The organism is Ensifer sp. WSM1721 (assembly GCF_000513895.2).
GTDB lineage: Bacteria > Pseudomonadota > Alphaproteobacteria > Rhizobiales > Rhizobiaceae > Sinorhizobium.
This window is the reverse complement of sequence record NZ_CP165782.1, coordinates 3,416,090-3,431,404: the sequence shown is the minus strand read 5'-3', so window position 1 is coordinate 3,431,404 and position 15,315 is coordinate 3,416,090. Positions and strand designations below refer to the sequence as shown.

General features: G+C 62.4%; 16 protein-coding genes. 4 read left to right on the top strand and 12 right to left on the bottom strand.

Annotation, left to right across the window (positions count from 1 at the left end):
• Positions 1-43: 43 nt before the first annotated feature.
• The 3 genes from M728_RS16480 to M728_RS16470 form a co-directional block, all read right to left on the bottom strand.
• Positions 44-913 (bottom strand): NlpC/P60 family protein, encoded by an 870-nt coding sequence (locus tag M728_RS16480; RefSeq protein ID WP_026622416.1) that lies wholly within the window; start codon positions 911-913, stop codon positions 44-46.
• 8 nt (positions 914-921) lie between these two features.
• Positions 922-1,266 (bottom strand): helix-turn-helix domain-containing protein, encoded by a 345-nt coding sequence (locus tag M728_RS16475; protein ID WP_026622417.1) that lies wholly within the window; start codon positions 1,264-1,266, stop codon positions 922-924.
• Positions 1,267-1,358: 92 nt separating this feature from the next.
• On the bottom strand, positions 1,359-2,750 hold the full coding sequence (locus M728_RS16470) for a M17 family metallopeptidase (protein ID WP_026622418.1): 1,392 nt from the start codon (positions 2,748-2,750) through the stop codon (positions 1,359-1,361).
• A gap of 334 nt (positions 2,751-3,084) precedes the next feature.
• Here M728_RS16470 and M728_RS16465 point away from each other — a divergent pair, with 334 nt between their 5' ends.
• The gene (locus M728_RS16465; protein ID WP_156943533.1) at positions 3,085-3,903 is read left to right on the top strand and encodes a tetratricopeptide repeat protein; all 819 of its coding nucleotides are present in this window, start codon (positions 3,085-3,087) and stop codon (positions 3,901-3,903) included.
• A 321-nt stretch (positions 3,904-4,224) separates the two neighbouring features.
• Here M728_RS16465 and M728_RS16460 read toward each other — a convergent pair whose 3' ends face one another.
• The 9 genes from M728_RS16460 to M728_RS16420 form a co-directional block, all read right to left on the bottom strand.
• Positions 4,225-5,208: a type II secretion system F family protein gene (locus M728_RS16460; RefSeq protein ID WP_026622420.1), complete on the bottom strand. Its 984-nt coding sequence runs from the start codon at positions 5,206-5,208 to the stop codon at positions 4,225-4,227.
• A 14-nt stretch (positions 5,209-5,222) separates the two neighbouring features.
• Complete coding sequence (locus M728_RS16455) at positions 5,223-6,233, bottom strand: type II secretion system F family protein (protein ID WP_026622421.1); 1,011 nt, start codon at positions 6,231-6,233, stop codon at positions 5,223-5,225.
• Between the two features lie 66 nt (positions 6,234-6,299).
• Positions 6,300-7,760 carry a CpaF family protein gene (locus tag M728_RS16450; protein WP_026622422.1) on the bottom strand — a complete coding sequence of 487 codons (1,461 nt, stop codon included), beginning with the start codon at positions 7,758-7,760 and terminating at the stop codon, positions 6,300-6,302.
• A gap of 47 nt (positions 7,761-7,807) precedes the next feature.
• Positions 7,808-9,094 (bottom strand): CpaE family protein, encoded by a 1,287-nt coding sequence (locus M728_RS16445; RefSeq protein WP_026622423.1) that lies wholly within the window; start codon positions 9,092-9,094, stop codon positions 7,808-7,810.
• Between the two features lie 25 nt (positions 9,095-9,119).
• Positions 9,120-9,800, bottom strand: a complete 681-nt coding sequence (locus M728_RS16440; RefSeq protein WP_026622424.1) for a CpaD family pilus assembly protein — start codon at positions 9,798-9,800, stop codon at positions 9,120-9,122.
• A gap of 56 nt (positions 9,801-9,856) precedes the next feature.
• On the bottom strand, positions 9,857-11,311 hold the full coding sequence (locus M728_RS16435; protein WP_245269780.1) for a type II and III secretion system protein family protein: 1,455 nt from the start codon (positions 11,309-11,311) through the stop codon (positions 9,857-9,859).
• A gap of 90 nt (positions 11,312-11,401) precedes the next feature.
• Positions 11,402-12,211, bottom strand: coding sequence for a Flp pilus assembly protein CpaB (gene cpaB / locus M728_RS16430; RefSeq protein WP_026622426.1), 810 nt, complete (start codon positions 12,209-12,211; stop codon positions 11,402-11,404).
• 128 nt (positions 12,212-12,339) lie between these two features.
• Positions 12,340-12,852 (bottom strand): prepilin peptidase, encoded by a 513-nt coding sequence (locus M728_RS16425; protein ID WP_026622427.1) that lies wholly within the window; start codon positions 12,850-12,852, stop codon positions 12,340-12,342.
• A 130-nt stretch (positions 12,853-12,982) separates the two neighbouring features.
• The gene (locus M728_RS16420) at positions 12,983-13,165 is read right to left on the bottom strand and encodes a Flp family type IVb pilin (protein WP_026622428.1); all 183 of its coding nucleotides are present in this window, start codon (positions 13,163-13,165) and stop codon (positions 12,983-12,985) included.
• A gap of 252 nt (positions 13,166-13,417) precedes the next feature.
• Between M728_RS16420 and M728_RS16415 the strand changes: the two genes are divergently transcribed.
• From M728_RS16415 to M728_RS16405, 3 genes are all read left to right on the top strand, one after another.
• Positions 13,418-13,837, top strand: coding sequence for a pilus assembly protein N-terminal domain-containing protein (locus M728_RS16415; RefSeq protein ID WP_026622429.1), 420 nt, complete (start codon positions 13,418-13,420; stop codon positions 13,835-13,837).
• A gap of 107 nt (positions 13,838-13,944) precedes the next feature.
• Positions 13,945-14,556 carry a TadE/TadG family type IV pilus assembly protein gene (locus M728_RS16410; protein ID WP_026622430.1) on the top strand — a complete coding sequence of 204 codons (612 nt, stop codon included), beginning with the start codon at positions 13,945-13,947 and terminating at the stop codon, positions 14,554-14,556.
• Between the two features lie 7 nt (positions 14,557-14,563).
• Positions 14,564-15,148, top strand: a complete 585-nt coding sequence (locus M728_RS16405) for a TadE/TadG family type IV pilus assembly protein (RefSeq protein WP_026622431.1) — start codon at positions 14,564-14,566, stop codon at positions 15,146-15,148.
• The last annotated feature ends 167 nt before the right edge of the window (positions 15,149-15,315 follow it).

Genomic DNA, 15,315 nt, shown 5'->3' with positions numbered 1-15,315 from the left:
ACTTTGAATTGCTGCATGTTTTTGTCCTTAAATCGGGTACGATTTAAGGAAACATGCAGTAAGGGCGGCGATACCCCGTCGGCTGATCATAAAGCCAGCCGATGCGGCGGATGGCGTCCTCCAGCCCTTCGCGCGCAACCGTCATCGTGTGGCCGTTGGCATGCACCAGCGTCTTCTCGTCCTCCATGATGGCGACGTGCCCCTTCCAGAAGACGAGATCGCCGCGCCTGAGCTCGTCGCGGCCGATCGATCGGCCGAGGCCGCTTGCCTGCATATCGGAATCGCGCGGCGCGTTTCCCCCCGTCATCTGCATGGCGAGCTGCACGAGACCCGAGCAATCGATGCCGAAGCCGGAGCGGCCGCCCCAAAGATACGGGGTTTCGAGAAACCGGGCCGCGACCGAGACGTAATCGTCGCCGAGCGGGCTTCCTATGGGCGCGCAATGGTTGGCGACGATCGCCAAACCACCGTCCAGCAGAAGATAGCGTGTGCCGCGCGTCTCCGCTTCCCCGGCAACGCTGAGCCGGCTTCCCATCGAGAGCGCGAAGGCCTGAGGAAAGCGCAAATCGGCACCGCGATAGACGAAGGTGCGCGGCACCGCGACGATATGGGTCGCCGGAGCTTGCGGCGGCTTCACCGAATCCTCAGGCACGTAGCCGACATAGCCGTCGAGATCGGATTTGACCCACGCCCATCCGTCGGCGACATCGAGCACGCGAACGGTTTCGCCATAGAGCAATTCCGTGTCCGTGCCGCAGGCAGGCTCGGGTCTGGCCCTGAGCGGCGTCACCGGCGCCGCCATCTGCGCCGGCGTGCCTTCGACAAAGCGCTTTGCCTCTACCAGGCCGCGCAGACGCTCCTCCGCGAGGTCTTCGCGATAGGCATTGAGACGACGATCGAGCGTTTCGGGCATGGCAGGTCTCACAGTTTCCGGCCCTGATTGATGATCAGATCGCCGAGTTTTTCAAGATAAAGCGCGCCGTCGACCGTACGTTTGATGATGACGTTGCGCCGGTCGCGCTCGTCGCGCACCCGGTCGACGAGCCCGAGCGCGCCCATCGTATCGAGCGCGCGTGTGATTACCGGCTTCGTCACCCCGAGTGTTGCGGCGAGACCGCGCACCGTATGCGGAGGCGGCACGAGATAGATCTGCAGGAGAATCGCCATCTGCCGCAAGGTCAAATCGCGGCTGTCGACGCGCACCTGCTCGAGCGAGACGGCGTGCCAGAGCCTCAGCGCCTGGGAGGGCGTCAGTTCGACCGGCAAGGGAAACTCCTGCGTAAACCACGTCGCCGCACCATAGCGAGACGATCGTTACGCAAGCGTTTCTTTTGCGAGTCGATTTGCGGCGGAGAAGCTTACCCCGCGATCCGCCCAACATGATGATAGAGCGCCCGGATCGCCTGCGCTTCGCCACCAACCGGGGAATGCGGGCGCTCCGACTGTGCCCAGCCGAAAATGTCGAGATGAACCCAGCTCTTTGCATTCGTGACGAAGCGCTTGAGGAAGAGCGCGGCCGTGATCGAGCCCGCCATGCCGCCGGAAGGCGCATTGGTGAGGTCCGCAATGCGCGCGGATATATCCTTGTCGTAACCCAGGTAGAGCGGCATTCGCCAGATCGGGTCGTCGACGCTAAGGCTCGCCTCGGCAAGATCGTGGGCCAGTTCCTCGTCGTCTGTGAAGAAGGGCGGCAGATCGGGGCCGAGAGCAACGCGGGCAGCACCCGTCAGCGTCGCCATGTCGATGATGAGATCGGTCTTCTCCTCGTCGGCATAGGCAAGCGCGTCGGCAAGGATTAGGCGGCCTTCGGCATCGGTGTTGTCGATCTGCACCGTCAGACCCTTGCGGCTCCGGTAGATGTCGCCCGGCCGGAAGGCATTCCCCGAGATCGAGTTCTCGACGACCGGAACGATGACACGTAGATCGACCTTGAGCTTCGCGTCCATGATCATCAACGCGAGACCCATCACATTGGCCGCACCGCCCATGTCCTTCTTCATCAAGAGCATCGAGGCTGCCGGTTTGATATCGAGGCCGCCGGTGTCGAAGCAGACGCCTTTGCCGACAAGCGTCACTTTCCTGTGCCCTTTCTTGCCCCAGCGCATTTCGAGGAGCCGGGGCGCCTCGGCGCTGGCGCGGCCTACCGTGTGCACCAGCGGGAAATTCTGCGCGAGCAAAGCCTCGCCGGAGATCACCGAAACATCCGCCTTGTAATGGCTGGCAAGTGCCCGGAAGGCGGCCTCCAGTGCTTCCGGACCCATGTCGTTGGTCGGCGTGTTGATCAGGTCGCGCGCGAGGAACACGCCGGCAAGCTGCCGTTTGATGTCGGTCGCGTCGGCGTCCGCCGGGATAAGCAGCGTCGGCGCCTCCGCCTTCGCCGCCTTGTAGCGCTCGAACCGGTAGGAGCCGAGACCATAGCCGAGCGCCAGGCGGTTGGCCGTAAGCGGCGCCGTTTCGATATGCCATTTACCGGCCGGCAGCGCCCGGGCGAGCTTGCCGGTGAGGAAGGGCGCTTCGGAAGGATTGGCGCCAAGCCCGAACAGGGCGCCGCCGAGATGGCCGTCGGCCGACGGGATGAGCAGGACGGCGCCGGATTCCGCCTTGAAGCCCGCCTTCTTCGCCCAATCGAGCGCGATCGGATCGATGCTCCCCGTTTCGATATGCGCCGGCGTGACCGCGAAGATCGGCAGCGTCTTGCCGTTGCTAGTGTTGAACGGCGACGGCCGTTCGATGAACTGAAAGGGAGCCATGGGAGTCCTCGACTGACGGATACGGATTACCGCATGGATTGCCTCGACCGGACTCGATCGAGGCAATCCATGCAGCGATTCAAAGTGCTACAGCGATCTTTGCGCGTCCGATCAGACGCGTGGCGCTATAGGTATTAACGCTCCGTTAGGGTTAACAGATTATTGCTGGAGTGAAAGTTGCGCCGCGCCTGCATGTCTCATTAAATCGGCTTGGTTTAAGGACAAAGACATGCAGCAATTCAAAGCGCTACAGCGACCTTTGTGCGCCTGATAAGGCACGCGGCGCTGTAGTGTTCGGAGTTCCGGCGCGAATGCATGCTGGGGCTCGATTATTATGCAACACACTCCCTCCTCCCACCTGCTTCGCCTCGCACGGGGCACCGCTGTCGCGCTGTTGGCGCTGACGCTTGGCGGCTGCGCCGGTCAGCAGGGCAAGAAGGAACTGACGACCGGCTCAATCCCGAAGCTATCGAGGCCCGTGCAGTCGATGAACGCGACCGAGCTTGCCGCCGCGGCCGAAAGCATCGGCCAGGCCTATGAGCGCAATCCTAAGGACCGCGACGCGGGTCTCAACTACGCCAACCTTCTGCGCATGACCGGGCGCAACGAGCAGGCACTTGCGGTTATGCAGCAGGTGGCGATCAACCATCCGACGGATCGCGAAGTGCTCGGCGCCTATGGCAAGGCGCAGGCCGCCGCGGGGCAACTGGAGCAGGCGCTTGCGACCATCAACCGGGCGCAAACGCCCGATCGGCCCGACTGGAAGCTGAAATCGGCGGAAGGCGCCATTCTCGATCAGCTCGGCCGCTCCGGCGAAGCGCGGCTGCGCTATCGCGAGGCCTTGGACCTCCGACCGAACGAGCCTTCGGTGCTTTCTAATCTCGGCATGTCCTATCTCCTGACGAAGGACTTGCGGACGGCCGAAACCTATCTCAAATCGGCGGCAAGCCAGCCGGGCGCCGACAGCAGCGTCCGGCAGAACCTCGCGCTCGCCGTCGGCCTGCAGGGGCGCTTCCAGGAGGCCGAGACGATCGCGCGCCAGGAACTGACGCCCGAGCAGGCGGAAGCGAATGTCGCCTATCTGCGTTCGATGCTGTCGCAGCAGGGCGCTTGGAAGCAGCTCGCAAAAGCGGACGAGGGGAATACGAATTAGGTCGGTTTAGTTCTTCCGCCCCATTGCCATTGGCAGGAATTCCACCGTCATCGTCGGACTCGGCCCGAGGCTTCAATTACAAGCCCCTACATGGCGTATCGGATATGGCGCAAACGGCATTTCGAGCCCTTGCAGGGGCTGTACGTGGATCCTCGGGTCAAGCCCGAGGATGACAGCGCGGGAGGGACGCTCCAACACACCTCTCGCGCCGGAATATGTCGTTTCCTCTCGAAGGCCCTTGCGTGGATTGGCTTCCTCTGCATTCGTCATCCTCGGGCTTGACCCGAGGCTCCACGCACAAGCATTGAAACGGCAGATACTCTAAAACTTGTCCGCCACCTGTATCCCCGCTGGCCCGAGGATGACGGCGACGAGCACCGGCAGGAAAAACAGGATCATCGGCACTGTCAGTTTCGGCGGCAACGCGGCGGCTTTTTTCTCCGCCGCGGTCATCCGCTGGTCGCGGCTTTCCTGCGCCAGCACGCGCAGTGCCTGGGCAACCGGTGTGCCGTAGCGATCCGCCTGGATCAAGGCTTGCGTCACCGATTTCACCTCTTCGAGGCCCGTGCGCAGGCCGAGATTCTCGAGGGCGACGCGCCGGTCGGGCAGGAAGGAGAGCTCGGCCGTCGTCAGCACCAGCTCCTCGGCGAGCGGCGGCGATTGCGCGGCGATCTCATCGGCGACGCGGCGCATGGCGACCTCCATCGAGACGCCCGATTCGACGCAGATCAGTAGGAGATCGAGCGCGTCCGGCCAGGCGCGGCGGATGGAATGCTGGCGCTTGGAAGTGGCGTTGGCGATGAAGATATTCGGGGCGTAGAAGCCGACATAGGCGAAGCCGATGGCGACGCACAGTCTCAGCATGAACGGTTTCTCTGCAAAGGTCCCGAGGACGAAAATATAAAGGACCGCGACGATCAGAAACAGGAACGGCAGGCAGAAGCGAGCGAAGAGGAAGGTATTGAGCGCATTCTGCGAGCGGTAGCCGGCCGTCTTCAGGCGGTTGACGGTATTGTCGTCGACAAGCGCCTTTTTCAGGTTCAGCCGGTCGACGATCTCCCTGACCGAGGTATTGTGTTGCGTCCTGAGGCTCGCCCGGCCATTCGTGATCTCGGCATTCAGGCGCGCGCGTTCGCGGGCGCGGATCTGTTCGCGTTCGGTCGCGACCGATTTCATCCGCTTCGCAAGGTCGCCGCGCTCGAAGAACGGAGTGACGAGCGAATAAAACGTCGCCAGCACGGCCAGCGATACAAGCGCGGCCATGATGACGTTCGGATCGGTGAGTGTCTCTATCCAGCCGTCCACCAGTAGCTTGCCCTTCAAATATCGAAGTTGATCATGTTGCGCATCATCCAGATGCCGATGCTCATCCAGACGGCGGAGGCGCCCATGATGATGTGGCCGCGCGGGTCGGTGAAGAGAATCATCATGTAATCGGGCGAGGTCAGGTAGACGAGCGTCGCGACGATGAAGGGGAGCGCACCGATGATGCAGGCGGACGCCTTGGCCTCCATGGAAAGCGCATTGACCTTGGCCTTCATCTTCTTGCGTTCCCGCAGCACCTTGGAGAGATTGCCGAGCGCCTCGGAGAGATTGCCGCCCGCCTGCGCCTGGATCGCGATGACGATCGCGAAGAAATTCACCTCCGGCAGCGGGACACTATGGATCATGCGGGCGCAGGCTTCGGGAACGTTGAGGCCCACCTGCTGGGACTCGACGACGCGGCGGAATTCCGTCCTTACCGGCTCCTGCCCGTCGCTGGCGATCAGCCGCAGCGCGTCGTTCAGCGGCAAGCCGGACTTGATCGAGCGGACCATAACGTCGAGCGCGTTTGGAAATTCCTCCAGGAACTTCTTGCAGCGACGCTTGATCATCGAGCCGACGACCCAGCGCGGCAGGCCGGCGGCACCGACGAGGGCGACGCCCGCGGCGATCAGCGGCCCGGCGCCCGTCAAAAGGACCACGACGAAGGCGAAGAGGCCGAAAAGCGCGCTCACGACATAGAACTGCGTGAGCGACATCGAGAGGTTGGCCTGGGCCAACCGCTTTTTCATCGACGTCGCCGTATTGGCGGATTTTTCCTGCTGCTTCTTTTCGAGTTCCTTCAGCGAATCCTGAACGGATTTCCGCCGCTTCGACATCTCGTTGACTCGGTCGCGCGCCGCTTTGATCTTGGTCCGGTCCGTTTCCGCGGCGCCGACACGGCGCAGCCGGCCTTCGGCCTTCTTCTCGTTCTCGATGCGTGAATAGAGCAGACCATAGGCGAGCGCCGCCGCCGCCAGTGCGACGAGGCCAGCCAGTGCCAGGACGGTGATGTCTATGCCGAACATCGCTCGGTCTGTCCCTTCGGTCCATTGGCCGGCGCGGACGGAAAGCCGCGGAGGCTCAAGCCTGTTCTATTGCTTTTCCATCGCATCGAGAGTCGCGGCGAGCCGCTTGTCCTCGTTGAAATAGCGGGCGCGGTCCCAGAAATGCGGCCGGCCGATGCCGGTCGAGACGTGGCGACCGATGATCCGGCCGTTGGCGTCCTCGCCGTCGATTTCGTAGCGCATCAGGTCCTGGGTGATGATGACGTCGCCTTCCATGCCGACCACCTCTGTGACGTGGGTGATGCGGCGCGAGCCGTCGCGCAGGCGCGAAGCCTGGATGATGACGTCGACCGAGCCGGAAATGATCTCGCGAACGGTCTTGGCCGGCAGCGTGTAGCCGCCCATGGCGATCATCGATTCCATGCGGCTCAGGCATTCGCGCGGCGTATTGGCGTGGATCGTTCCCATGGAGCCGTCATGGCCGGTGTTCATCGCCTGGAGCAGGTCGAAGACCTCCGGGCCGCGCACTTCGCCGACGATGATGCGTTCCGGACGCATGCGCAGGCAGTTTTTCACGAGGTCGCGCATGGTGATCTCGCCCTCGCCCTCGATGTTTGGCGGACGCGTTTCGAGGCGTACCACATGCGGCTGCTGCAGCTGCAGTTCGGCCGAGTCCTCGCAGGTGATGATCCGTTCGGTGCTGTCGATGTAGCGTGTCAGGCAGTTCAAGAGCGTCGTTTTGCCGGAGCCGGTGCCGCCGGAGATGACGATGTTGCAGCGGACGCGGCCGATGATCTGCAAGAGGACGGCGCCTTCGGGCGTGATCGAGCCGAAGCGCACCAATTGCTCCAGCGTCAGCTTGTCCTTCTTGAACTTACGGATGGTGAGCGCCGCGCCGTCGATCGCGAGCGGCGGAGCGATGACGTTGACGCGCGATCCGTCCGGCAGCCGCGCGTCGCAGATCGGGCTCGATTCGTCGACGCGTCGGCCGACCTGGCTGACGATGCGCTGGCAGATCGACAGAAGCTGCGCGTTGTCGCGGAAGCGGACCTCCGATTCCTCGACCTTACCGCCGACTTCGATGAAGGTCTGGCCGGCGCCGTTGACCATGATGTCGGCGATGTCGTCGCGCGCCAAGAGCGGTTCGAGCGGTCCGTAGCCGAGCACGTCGTTGCAGATGTCGTCGAGCAGCTCCTCCTGCTCGGCGATCGACATCGCGAAATTCTTGATGGTGATGATGTCGTTGACGATGTCCCTGATTTCTTCGCGGGCGCTCTCGGTGTCGAGCTTCGAGAGCTGCGAGAGGTCGATCGTATCGATCAGCGCGGAAAAGACCTGCGACTTGGTATCGTAATAGTCCTCCGCCCGCGGTGCGCGCCGGCGCGCTGGCTGCGCGGCCGGTTGCGGGCGCGGCGGTTGAGCAGCCGGCTCGCTCAGAACCGGCGCGGCGGAACGCTCCATGATCGCCGTCGGTGCGGCCGGCGGCGCAGCCACGGGAGCTTTCGCGCCGCCCTTGCCAAAACCCTCGTTTCCGCGTTTGCCAAACATCACTTCATTCCGCTTGCTTCAGATGGAGTTCGAGCAGATGCGGGCGCCTACCGCCTGCCGAGCTTTGCCAAAACCTTGCCAAGGCCGCCGCGGCGCGCCTTCTTGATTGCAGTACGCCCGGTGAGGAGATGGGCGAGTTGCGAGAAGGTTTCTGCCGCCGGCGATTTTCTATCGATTTCCGCGATCATGCGGCCGCTGTTCGAGGCATTGCCGAAGAGCACCGCGTCGAAGGGGATGATCGCCGCTGCCTCCACCTCCAGCGACTCGCAGAACTCATTGGGAGCGATCTCCGGCCGCTTGGGCATGCCCACCTGGTTCAAGACGAGATGCGGAACCCGGTCGTTCGGCCGGAGCTTTTTGAGAGCGTCGAGCAGGTTCTTCGTGTTCCGGAGGCTCGCAAGGTCGGGAACGGCGGTGATCACCACTTCGTCGGCTTCGCCGAGAACTGTCCGGGTCCAGTCCGACCAGGCATGCGGAACATCGAGCACCGAAACCGGGGCGCTGCGCTGGAGGACTTCGAGAATCGGATGAAAGGCGCCGGCCTCGAAATCATAGGCGCGGTCGAGCATCGAGGGTGCGGCGAGCAGCGAGAGATGCTCGGAGCACTTGGTGAGGAGCCGGTCGAGGAAGACCTCGTCCAACCGCTCCGGCGCGAAAACGGCCTCGGCGATCCCCTGCGGCGGGTCCTGGTCGAAGTCGATGTTCGCAGTGCCATAGGGCAGGTCGAGATCAGCGAGGATCGTCTCGGTCGAAAACAGGTTGGAGATGCCCCAGGCGCAATTATGCGCGATGACCGATGAGCCGCAGCCGCCCTTCGCACCGATAAAGGCGAGGCTTCTCCCAAGCGGCTCGGCCTCCGGATCGACGAAGATCGCCGAGACCGCCGTCAGGATATCGGCCATTCCGACCGGCGCGACCATATATTCGGAAATGCCGTTGCGGATCAGCTCGCGATAGAGCGCGATATCGTTGTGACGGCCGATAATGACGACCTTCGTGCTCGGGTCGCAGACTTGGGCAAGCGGCGCGAGTTCGGAAAGCAGCGATTTGGGCTCGGTCGCGGTTTCGAGGATGATCAGGTTGGGCGTCGAGACGCTCGCGAACATGTTCGCCGCTGCGGCGATGCTGCCCCCGGTGATGCGCAGGCTCACCTTCGCCATGCGACGATCCTGGCCACAGCGCTCCATCAACCGCTGTACCGCCTCGCTTTCGCAGAAGGCATGAATTGAAATGCGCGGCAACGGCCGGAGCTGATCGAGATCGCCCGGACGCGTCGCGTCCGCGGAAAAGTCGGCCGCTCCGCCATTGTCGATCGTGTATTCGATAGCGCTCATCGCTTTTCCTTGAAGAAGCTCCGCATCAGTTGAAGACGATCGTCGTTCCGCCGTCGCCCGTATCGGTGCCGCGCCAGGTCTTGATCACTTCGCCACGCTGTTCCGCGTCGATCGGCGACATCTGGCGCGGACCGATGAGGTCCGTCGGATTGGCGATCTGGGCTGCGAGATTGGACTGTGAGGCGCAGCCGAAATTATAGTAGTTGCGGTTCTCCAGCGTATTCAGCGTGACATCCTCGGGCCATTCGCCGCAGGGCGCCGTCTGCGCGGTGATCGCGACATAGCTCAGGCGAATGGGCGCAGCGTCACCCGTGGCGCCGGCCTCGTAGCTGGTTTCGAGGATCTTCTTCGGCGACACGCCCGTTGCCGCGAGCAGACGACGGATTTCCTTACGGGCGATCTGCGCAGCATGGCTGTTCACCGATCCGCGCGGCAGCATGATCTGGATCACGCCGCTCGACGCGTTTCGGTATTCGGCGGCAAAGCCGCGGATGACGTCGCGCGTCCCCTGGGTGAGCCGCGTATCGCCCGAGGCGACGGGTATGTCGATCGTCCGCTCCCCTTCGGCAATGACGATCGGGTGGCGCGTGCGGTAATCGTCGGGGATCGAGCCGGTCGCGAGCTTGTCCTTGTTGGCGCAGCCCGCAAGCAGGCCGGCGACAAGGGCGACTGCGGCCGCACGGAGTGGAAAGCAGGTCAGGGCCATGGAAGGCTGCCTTTCGAGTCTGTTCGGGCTGCGTTGCGCTTTTTCATGGACCCGACCTATTTGTAGATGAAGCCGACGTTACCGTGATAGCGGCCCACGGGCGGCTGTGCCTCCGGCCGGCCATAGATCCGGTTGACGCGGCCGAGGAAGAAGCTCTCGAGATCATTGGCCGGATTGAAATTGTCGTCTGGACGAGAAATCGCGCTGCGGGCGACCGGGCGCACGAGATAGGGTGTGGCGATGATGACGAGCTCCGTCTCGTTGCGCTGGAAGTCCTTGCTGCGGAAGAGCGTGCCGAGGATCGGGATCTTCGAAGCGGCAGGCAGACCCGACATCGCCTGGCGGATGTTGTCCTGGACCAGACCGGCGATGACGATCGAGCCGCCGGACGGCAGTTCGACGCTCGTCGAGGCCTCGCGCCGGCGGATGCCGAGGAAGGTGTTGCCGGGAATAGTAGTCATGCTATTGCCCGTGACCACTGAGCCTTCGTAGGTGGGCTCGGAGACATCCGTCTGGATCTGCAGGCTGATGCGGCCCGGGCCGAGAACGACCGGCTTGAAGTTCAGTCTGATACCGTATTCGACATCGTTGACCTCACGCTCGACCGTGGTTTCGCCGGTTTCCTCGTCACGCTTCACTTCCTGGACGCCGGCGAGCCGGAACTCGCCGCCGACGTAGAACTTCGCCTCCTGACCGGAGATCGCGGTAAGACTCGGCTCGGCAAGCGTGCGCATGACGCCGGCCTGCTCCATCGCATTAATGTAGCTAGCAATGGTGGTGGGGCCGATCGAGCCCCTGATAATTGCGTTCGTGCCAACGCCGATCGCGTCGCCGAGATTGGCCGGGTTGCGGAAGCTGATGCCGCTTTCGCCATCGGATACGCGTCCGTTGAAGCCGAGCTGCTTCAGCACCTGCCGGCTGACCTCGGCAACGGTCACCTTCAGCGTGACCTGGTCGTCGCCCTCGATCGTCAGCAGGTTGACGATCTGCGAGGTCTGGCGATCTTCGGCGAAGATATCGGCGTCGCCGTTGTTGCCCTGCGCAGTGATGTTGCGGGTCGTCGCCTCGCCGCCTTTCAGGAAGGCGCGGGCGAGATCGACGGCCTTGGTGGAGTCGAGCGGCGTGCGCACCGTGCCTGTCAGGACGACGTTGTCCGATATGATCTCGACGTTGATGTCGGCATCCGGAATGAAGCGGCGCAGGTTCGCCTCGAGACCGGCGACGTCGCGCTCGACGGAAACCTCGAGGCTGACGATCTCCTCTCCGTTCCGGCCGAAGACGAAGATGTTCGTCTGGCCGACCGACTTGCCGAAAAGGTAGATGCGCCGGGAGGTGCGCGTGACCGCGTCGGCCATCGACGGGTCGGCAACGAGGATATCATGGGCGTCGGTCGGCAGGTCGACGACAACCGCCTTGTTGAGGCCGAGATTGATGATCTTGCGCACGCCCGGACCGCTTTCGGCGATCCTGACAACAGACGAGGCGGCGGCCTCGGCCGCAGGCACCGTCATGCCCGAGAATGTCAGGCAGAAGGAGAGGCCGGCTGCGAATGTGGCCCGAAATTTGTGTCCGTTTCGCTTCACCTTGCGCCCCGTCTATTCTTATTGCTGGTTCTGGACAGCGGCGCCGTCGCTTTTGACGATTGAGCCCGATTTGATGAGCTGGATGCTCGGCCCGCCGTCGCCGCTCAAGAGGTGGTCGGCAGCGTTGGTATCGGGCTCCTGCGCGTCGGCGACGCTGCGGAGCGCCAGCGAGATGCGTTCGGCCATCTGCTGCGCCACCGTCATGACTTTCGATTGATCCGGCGTCAGCTCGAGGGTCGCGGTGGTACCGACGACGGCCTTGGACCCGTCCTCCTTCTCCTCCACCTGCTGATCGATCGCGAGCACACGGACATTGCTCAGCACCGTTTCGGTCAGGTAGAGGTCGCCGTCGGACTTGCGCACCATGATCACGTCGACACGGTCGTTCGGCAGGATGAAGCCGCCGGCGCCGGTCGCGACCGTGATTTCCGTTGCGACGGCGCGCTTTCCGGCCGGGAGCAGCGACGACATGATGCGATTCGAGGCGTCGGCGATCTTTTCCTGGCGGACCGGCTCTCCGGTGAAGAGCGGCAGACGCACGACCGCGCCAGAAAGATCGTCAACGGCACTCGGACGATTTTCCTCGGTGATCATGCCCTCGGCCACGCCGTCCTTCGGCCAAGCCATCCAGCGGATAGAATCAGCGCCGAGACGGGAGCCCACGGGCAGGCTCTTGCTGGCGACAAGGACGTTAATGGCTGGGGCCTGCTCCATGACGGGTTCTGCCATATGCGGGGCGGGAGCGCGGGTGAGTTTCATCGCCAAAAGCCCAGCCAAGGCGGCCGAGCCGACGGCCACCGCCAGAATGATGATGCGCACCGGTTTCATGATCGTCTCAAAGCCCCAGGAATTGCCCTGGGTCAGATTGATCAGGAATTGGTGTAATTATGGTTAACGGATCGCTTATATGAATGGTTAATGAAACGCTACGTGCCCCCTCGGCAATAGAACCTCGGCTAGGAGAGTTGCGCGAAAGCGGCCTGCATCAGCGGCGATGAGGGATACGCGGCGAAGCCGCCGAGGGCGATCGCGACGCCGTACGGAATCTTCTGCGAGGTCAGCAAAAGGCGCGGCGCCGGAATGCGGGCGGCAAGGATCGCATTCTCATTAGAGCGGAGAAGCAGAACCGCAAGGGTTAGAAGGCCACCGGAGATGGAGACATACACCAGAAAGGCGACGAGCGAGGCATCGAGGCCGAACCAGATGGCGCAGGCGGTCAGGAGCTTGGCGTCGCCGCCGCCCATGATGTTGGCGGCGAACAGACAGAAACAAACTGCAAACACCATGAAGGCCGCCGCGAGGTGGAGCGCGATCTGTCCGAAACCGAGGCCAATGAAGAATGCCGTCAGGAAAAACGCGCCAAGCAGGATCGCCGACACCCGGTTGGGGATCGTCATCGTCAGCAGATCCGAAGTGGCCGCAAAGGCGAGGCAAAATGGAAAGACGACAAAGGCGGCAGCTATGGTCAACTAACTCTCCGGGGGCGCTCGAAAGAAACAATGATCAAGGGCATGCGACGATCGCACGAACTCTATATGAAAAAGGGCCGCTTCAGGCACTGAAACGACCCCCTTCTTAAAGCGAAAGAAATTCCGCCACTTACATGTTGTCTTGAGCAGTGGTCATTTCATTTCCGAGTTCGGTGAACAGTTCGTCGAGCTGTCCGCCGAGGGTCGTTGCGCCGCCGATCAGCGCTACAGAGATCAGGGCAGCGATCAGGCCGTATTCGATTGCGGTTGCACCGGATTCGTCCTTCATCAGACGGGCGAAAATGGTCTTCATGGCGATTCTCCTACTTCACGTGATTGTTGTTCAGCACTTCCGCCAACTGTTGCCGTTGATCGGATACCCTGAAATTAGCGGGGCCTAATTTCTTTCCGCTTAAGGAAACCGGTTACCGTGAAGTTAAAGCCGCACCGCTCTTTCTTGGGTAAATGTGAGGAAAAAGGACGGGTTAAATTGCAGCGCTTCGTCGTAACCTTTCATTCACCAAAAGCCGCCAATATGCGGCCATATTCGCCATCAGGACGCGCCATGAACACGCCCAACGCGACCAAACGGGTCGCCACGCTTACAGTCGCTGCCTTTTTCGGGCTTTTCGCGCCGGCGATCGCGGAGGCGGCTGAGGAAATGATGCGCGTCTATATGGATCACGCGCGCGTGCTGAAACTCGACCGGCCGGTCAGCAAGGTGATCATCGGCAATTCCGACGTGGCGGATGCGACGGTCGCGGATGCGAAGACGATCGTGCTCACCGGACGCAATTTCGGAACGACCAATCTCGTCATCCTCGACCAGGACGGAAACGCCATCGTCGACGAGCGCATCCTGGTATCGATCGACGAGGGCAATACGCTGCGCGTCTACAAGCAGACGGCACGCACGGTTCTCTCCTGCACGCCCAATTGCGAGCGCGCCGAGCGGCAGGCATCCACCTCGAACAGCAGCAACTAACCAATCACGAAATCCAAACCACTAAAATTCTTCGGGTTGTTGAAAACGATTTTTCAACAGTCGTCGCGTATTTTGCACCGATCCAGTTGACATGACGGAACGGCGCAATGTCGATCGAAGAGAAAGCATGCACCTCTCGGGCGCGCTCATTCCGCGGCCCGTTTCGGCGTCTCATCGGTGATCGGAAGGGCGCGACCGCGATCGAATTCGCGATCCTCGCCCTGCCCTTCTTCATCGTCGTCTTCGCATCGATCGAGACATTTGTCGCCTTTGCCGGCGAGCAACTGCTCGCGAACGCGACTGACACGCTGGCTCGCAAGATCCGCACCGGCGAGCTCACCTTCAATCAGGGCAAGCCGACGGATGTGACCGAGGCCGAGTTCCGCCAGGCTTTCTGCGACGAGATCGCCATCATGATGACATGCTCGGCGAGCGAAGCGACCGAGCCCACCAAGCTTTATCTCGATGTCCGCAAGATCGCCGATCTCGGCGATTTTCCGGACGCCGTCCCGCGCCTGGGCTCCGATCTCGACACCAGCGGCTTCCAATTCGCTCCCGGCGGTCCCCGAGATTTCACCATGGTGCGCGCTTACTACCGCTGGGAGGTGATCACCGATCTCGTTCGGCCCTATGTCACCAAACTCAGGTCCGCCGGCGACAGCATGCCGCGCGACTACCTGATGGTCGCGACGGCCACCTTCCGCAACGAAGACTATTGAGGACGCCATGAGACGCATGCACGCATCCCTCGTCCGGCGCACTCTCCGCCCGCTTCGCCGCCTGCTCAGGGACCGGCGCGGCGTCGGCGCCGTGGAATTCGCGATCGTCGCGCCACTGCTGATCGGCGCCTATATCGGCGCTTTCGAGCTTTCGCTCGGCTTCACCGTCGCGCGCAAGGTCGCACGCGCATCGAGCGCCGTTAGCGATATCGTCACGCAGCAGCAGGGCGTGGACAAGGCCTTTCTGGACGACATGCTGAACGTCACGAAGAACATGCTCGTGCCTTATGACGGCTCGGACTACGATTTGAAAATCACCGGCATCCAGGTAACCGGCACGACGGAAGGCAAGGTCGTCTGGTCCCGCGGCTGGTCGGACGGGAACGAGGGCGCGACGGTGCCCTATGCCTTCAATTCGGTCACGAACGTGCCGTCGGAGCTCGATGCCTTGAATGCATTCGTGGTGCGCACCGAACTCACCGTCAATCACCAGCTTACGCTTTTCGGGTCCGACGCCACGACGATTCCGCTTTCCAAGACCTCTTACTATCGACAGCGCTTCGGCACGACGATCGAGTGCACCGACTGCTGAGGTCGAAGGGAATCCGATCCGATTGGACCACTGCGCATCGCGCGGGCCAGCATCATCGAGGAGGGCAGAGGGGGTACGACACCCGCTCTCCAATTTTCGCGCCGCTGCAGCGGTTCTAAAGATGCGCGACATTCAAAATCGTTTCCTGTAGAGCGCCGGAGACTTCG

What these genes read in the sequence shown, in the direction of transcription:
- cpaB (WP_026622426.1), bottom strand. Translation starts at nt 12,211, where the DNA reads ATGAAACCGGTGCGCATCATCATTCTGGCGGTGGCCGTCGGCTCGGCC.
- M728_RS16445 (WP_026622423.1), bottom strand. Translation starts at nt 9,094, where the DNA reads ATGAGCGCTATCGAATACACGATCGACAATGGCGGAGCGGCCGACTTT.
- M728_RS16415 (WP_026622429.1), top strand. Translation starts at nt 13,418, where the DNA reads ATGAACACGCCCAACGCGACCAAACGGGTCGCCACGCTTACAGTCGCT.
- M728_RS16410 (WP_026622430.1), top strand. Translation starts at nt 13,945, where the DNA reads ATGTCGATCGAAGAGAAAGCATGCACCTCTCGGGCGCGCTCATTCCGC.
- M728_RS16435 (WP_245269780.1), bottom strand. Translation starts at nt 11,311, where the DNA reads ATGACGGTGCCTGCGGCCGAGGCCGCCGCCTCGTCTGTTGTCAGGATC.
- M728_RS16480 (WP_026622416.1), bottom strand. Translation starts at nt 913, where the DNA reads ATGCCCGAAACGCTCGATCGTCGTCTCAATGCCTATCGCGAAGACCTC.
- M728_RS16470 (WP_026622418.1), bottom strand. Translation starts at nt 2,750, where the DNA reads ATGGCTCCCTTTCAGTTCATCGAACGGCCGTCGCCGTTCAACACTAGC.
- M728_RS16455 (WP_026622421.1), bottom strand. Translation starts at nt 6,233, where the DNA reads ATGTTCGGCATAGACATCACCGTCCTGGCACTGGCTGGCCTCGTCGCA.
- M728_RS16465 (WP_156943533.1), top strand. Translation starts at nt 3,085, where the DNA reads ATGCAACACACTCCCTCCTCCCACCTGCTTCGCCTCGCACGGGGCACC.
- M728_RS16440 (WP_026622424.1), bottom strand. Translation starts at nt 9,800, where the DNA reads ATGGCCCTGACCTGCTTTCCACTCCGTGCGGCCGCAGTCGCCCTTGTC.
- M728_RS16420 (WP_026622428.1), bottom strand. Translation starts at nt 13,165, where the DNA reads ATGAAGACCATTTTCGCCCGTCTGATGAAGGACGAATCCGGTGCAACC.
- M728_RS16405 (WP_026622431.1), top strand. Translation starts at nt 14,564, where the DNA reads ATGAGACGCATGCACGCATCCCTCGTCCGGCGCACTCTCCGCCCGCTT.
- M728_RS16450 (WP_026622422.1), bottom strand. Translation starts at nt 7,760, where the DNA reads ATGTTTGGCAAACGCGGAAACGAGGGTTTTGGCAAGGGCGGCGCGAAA.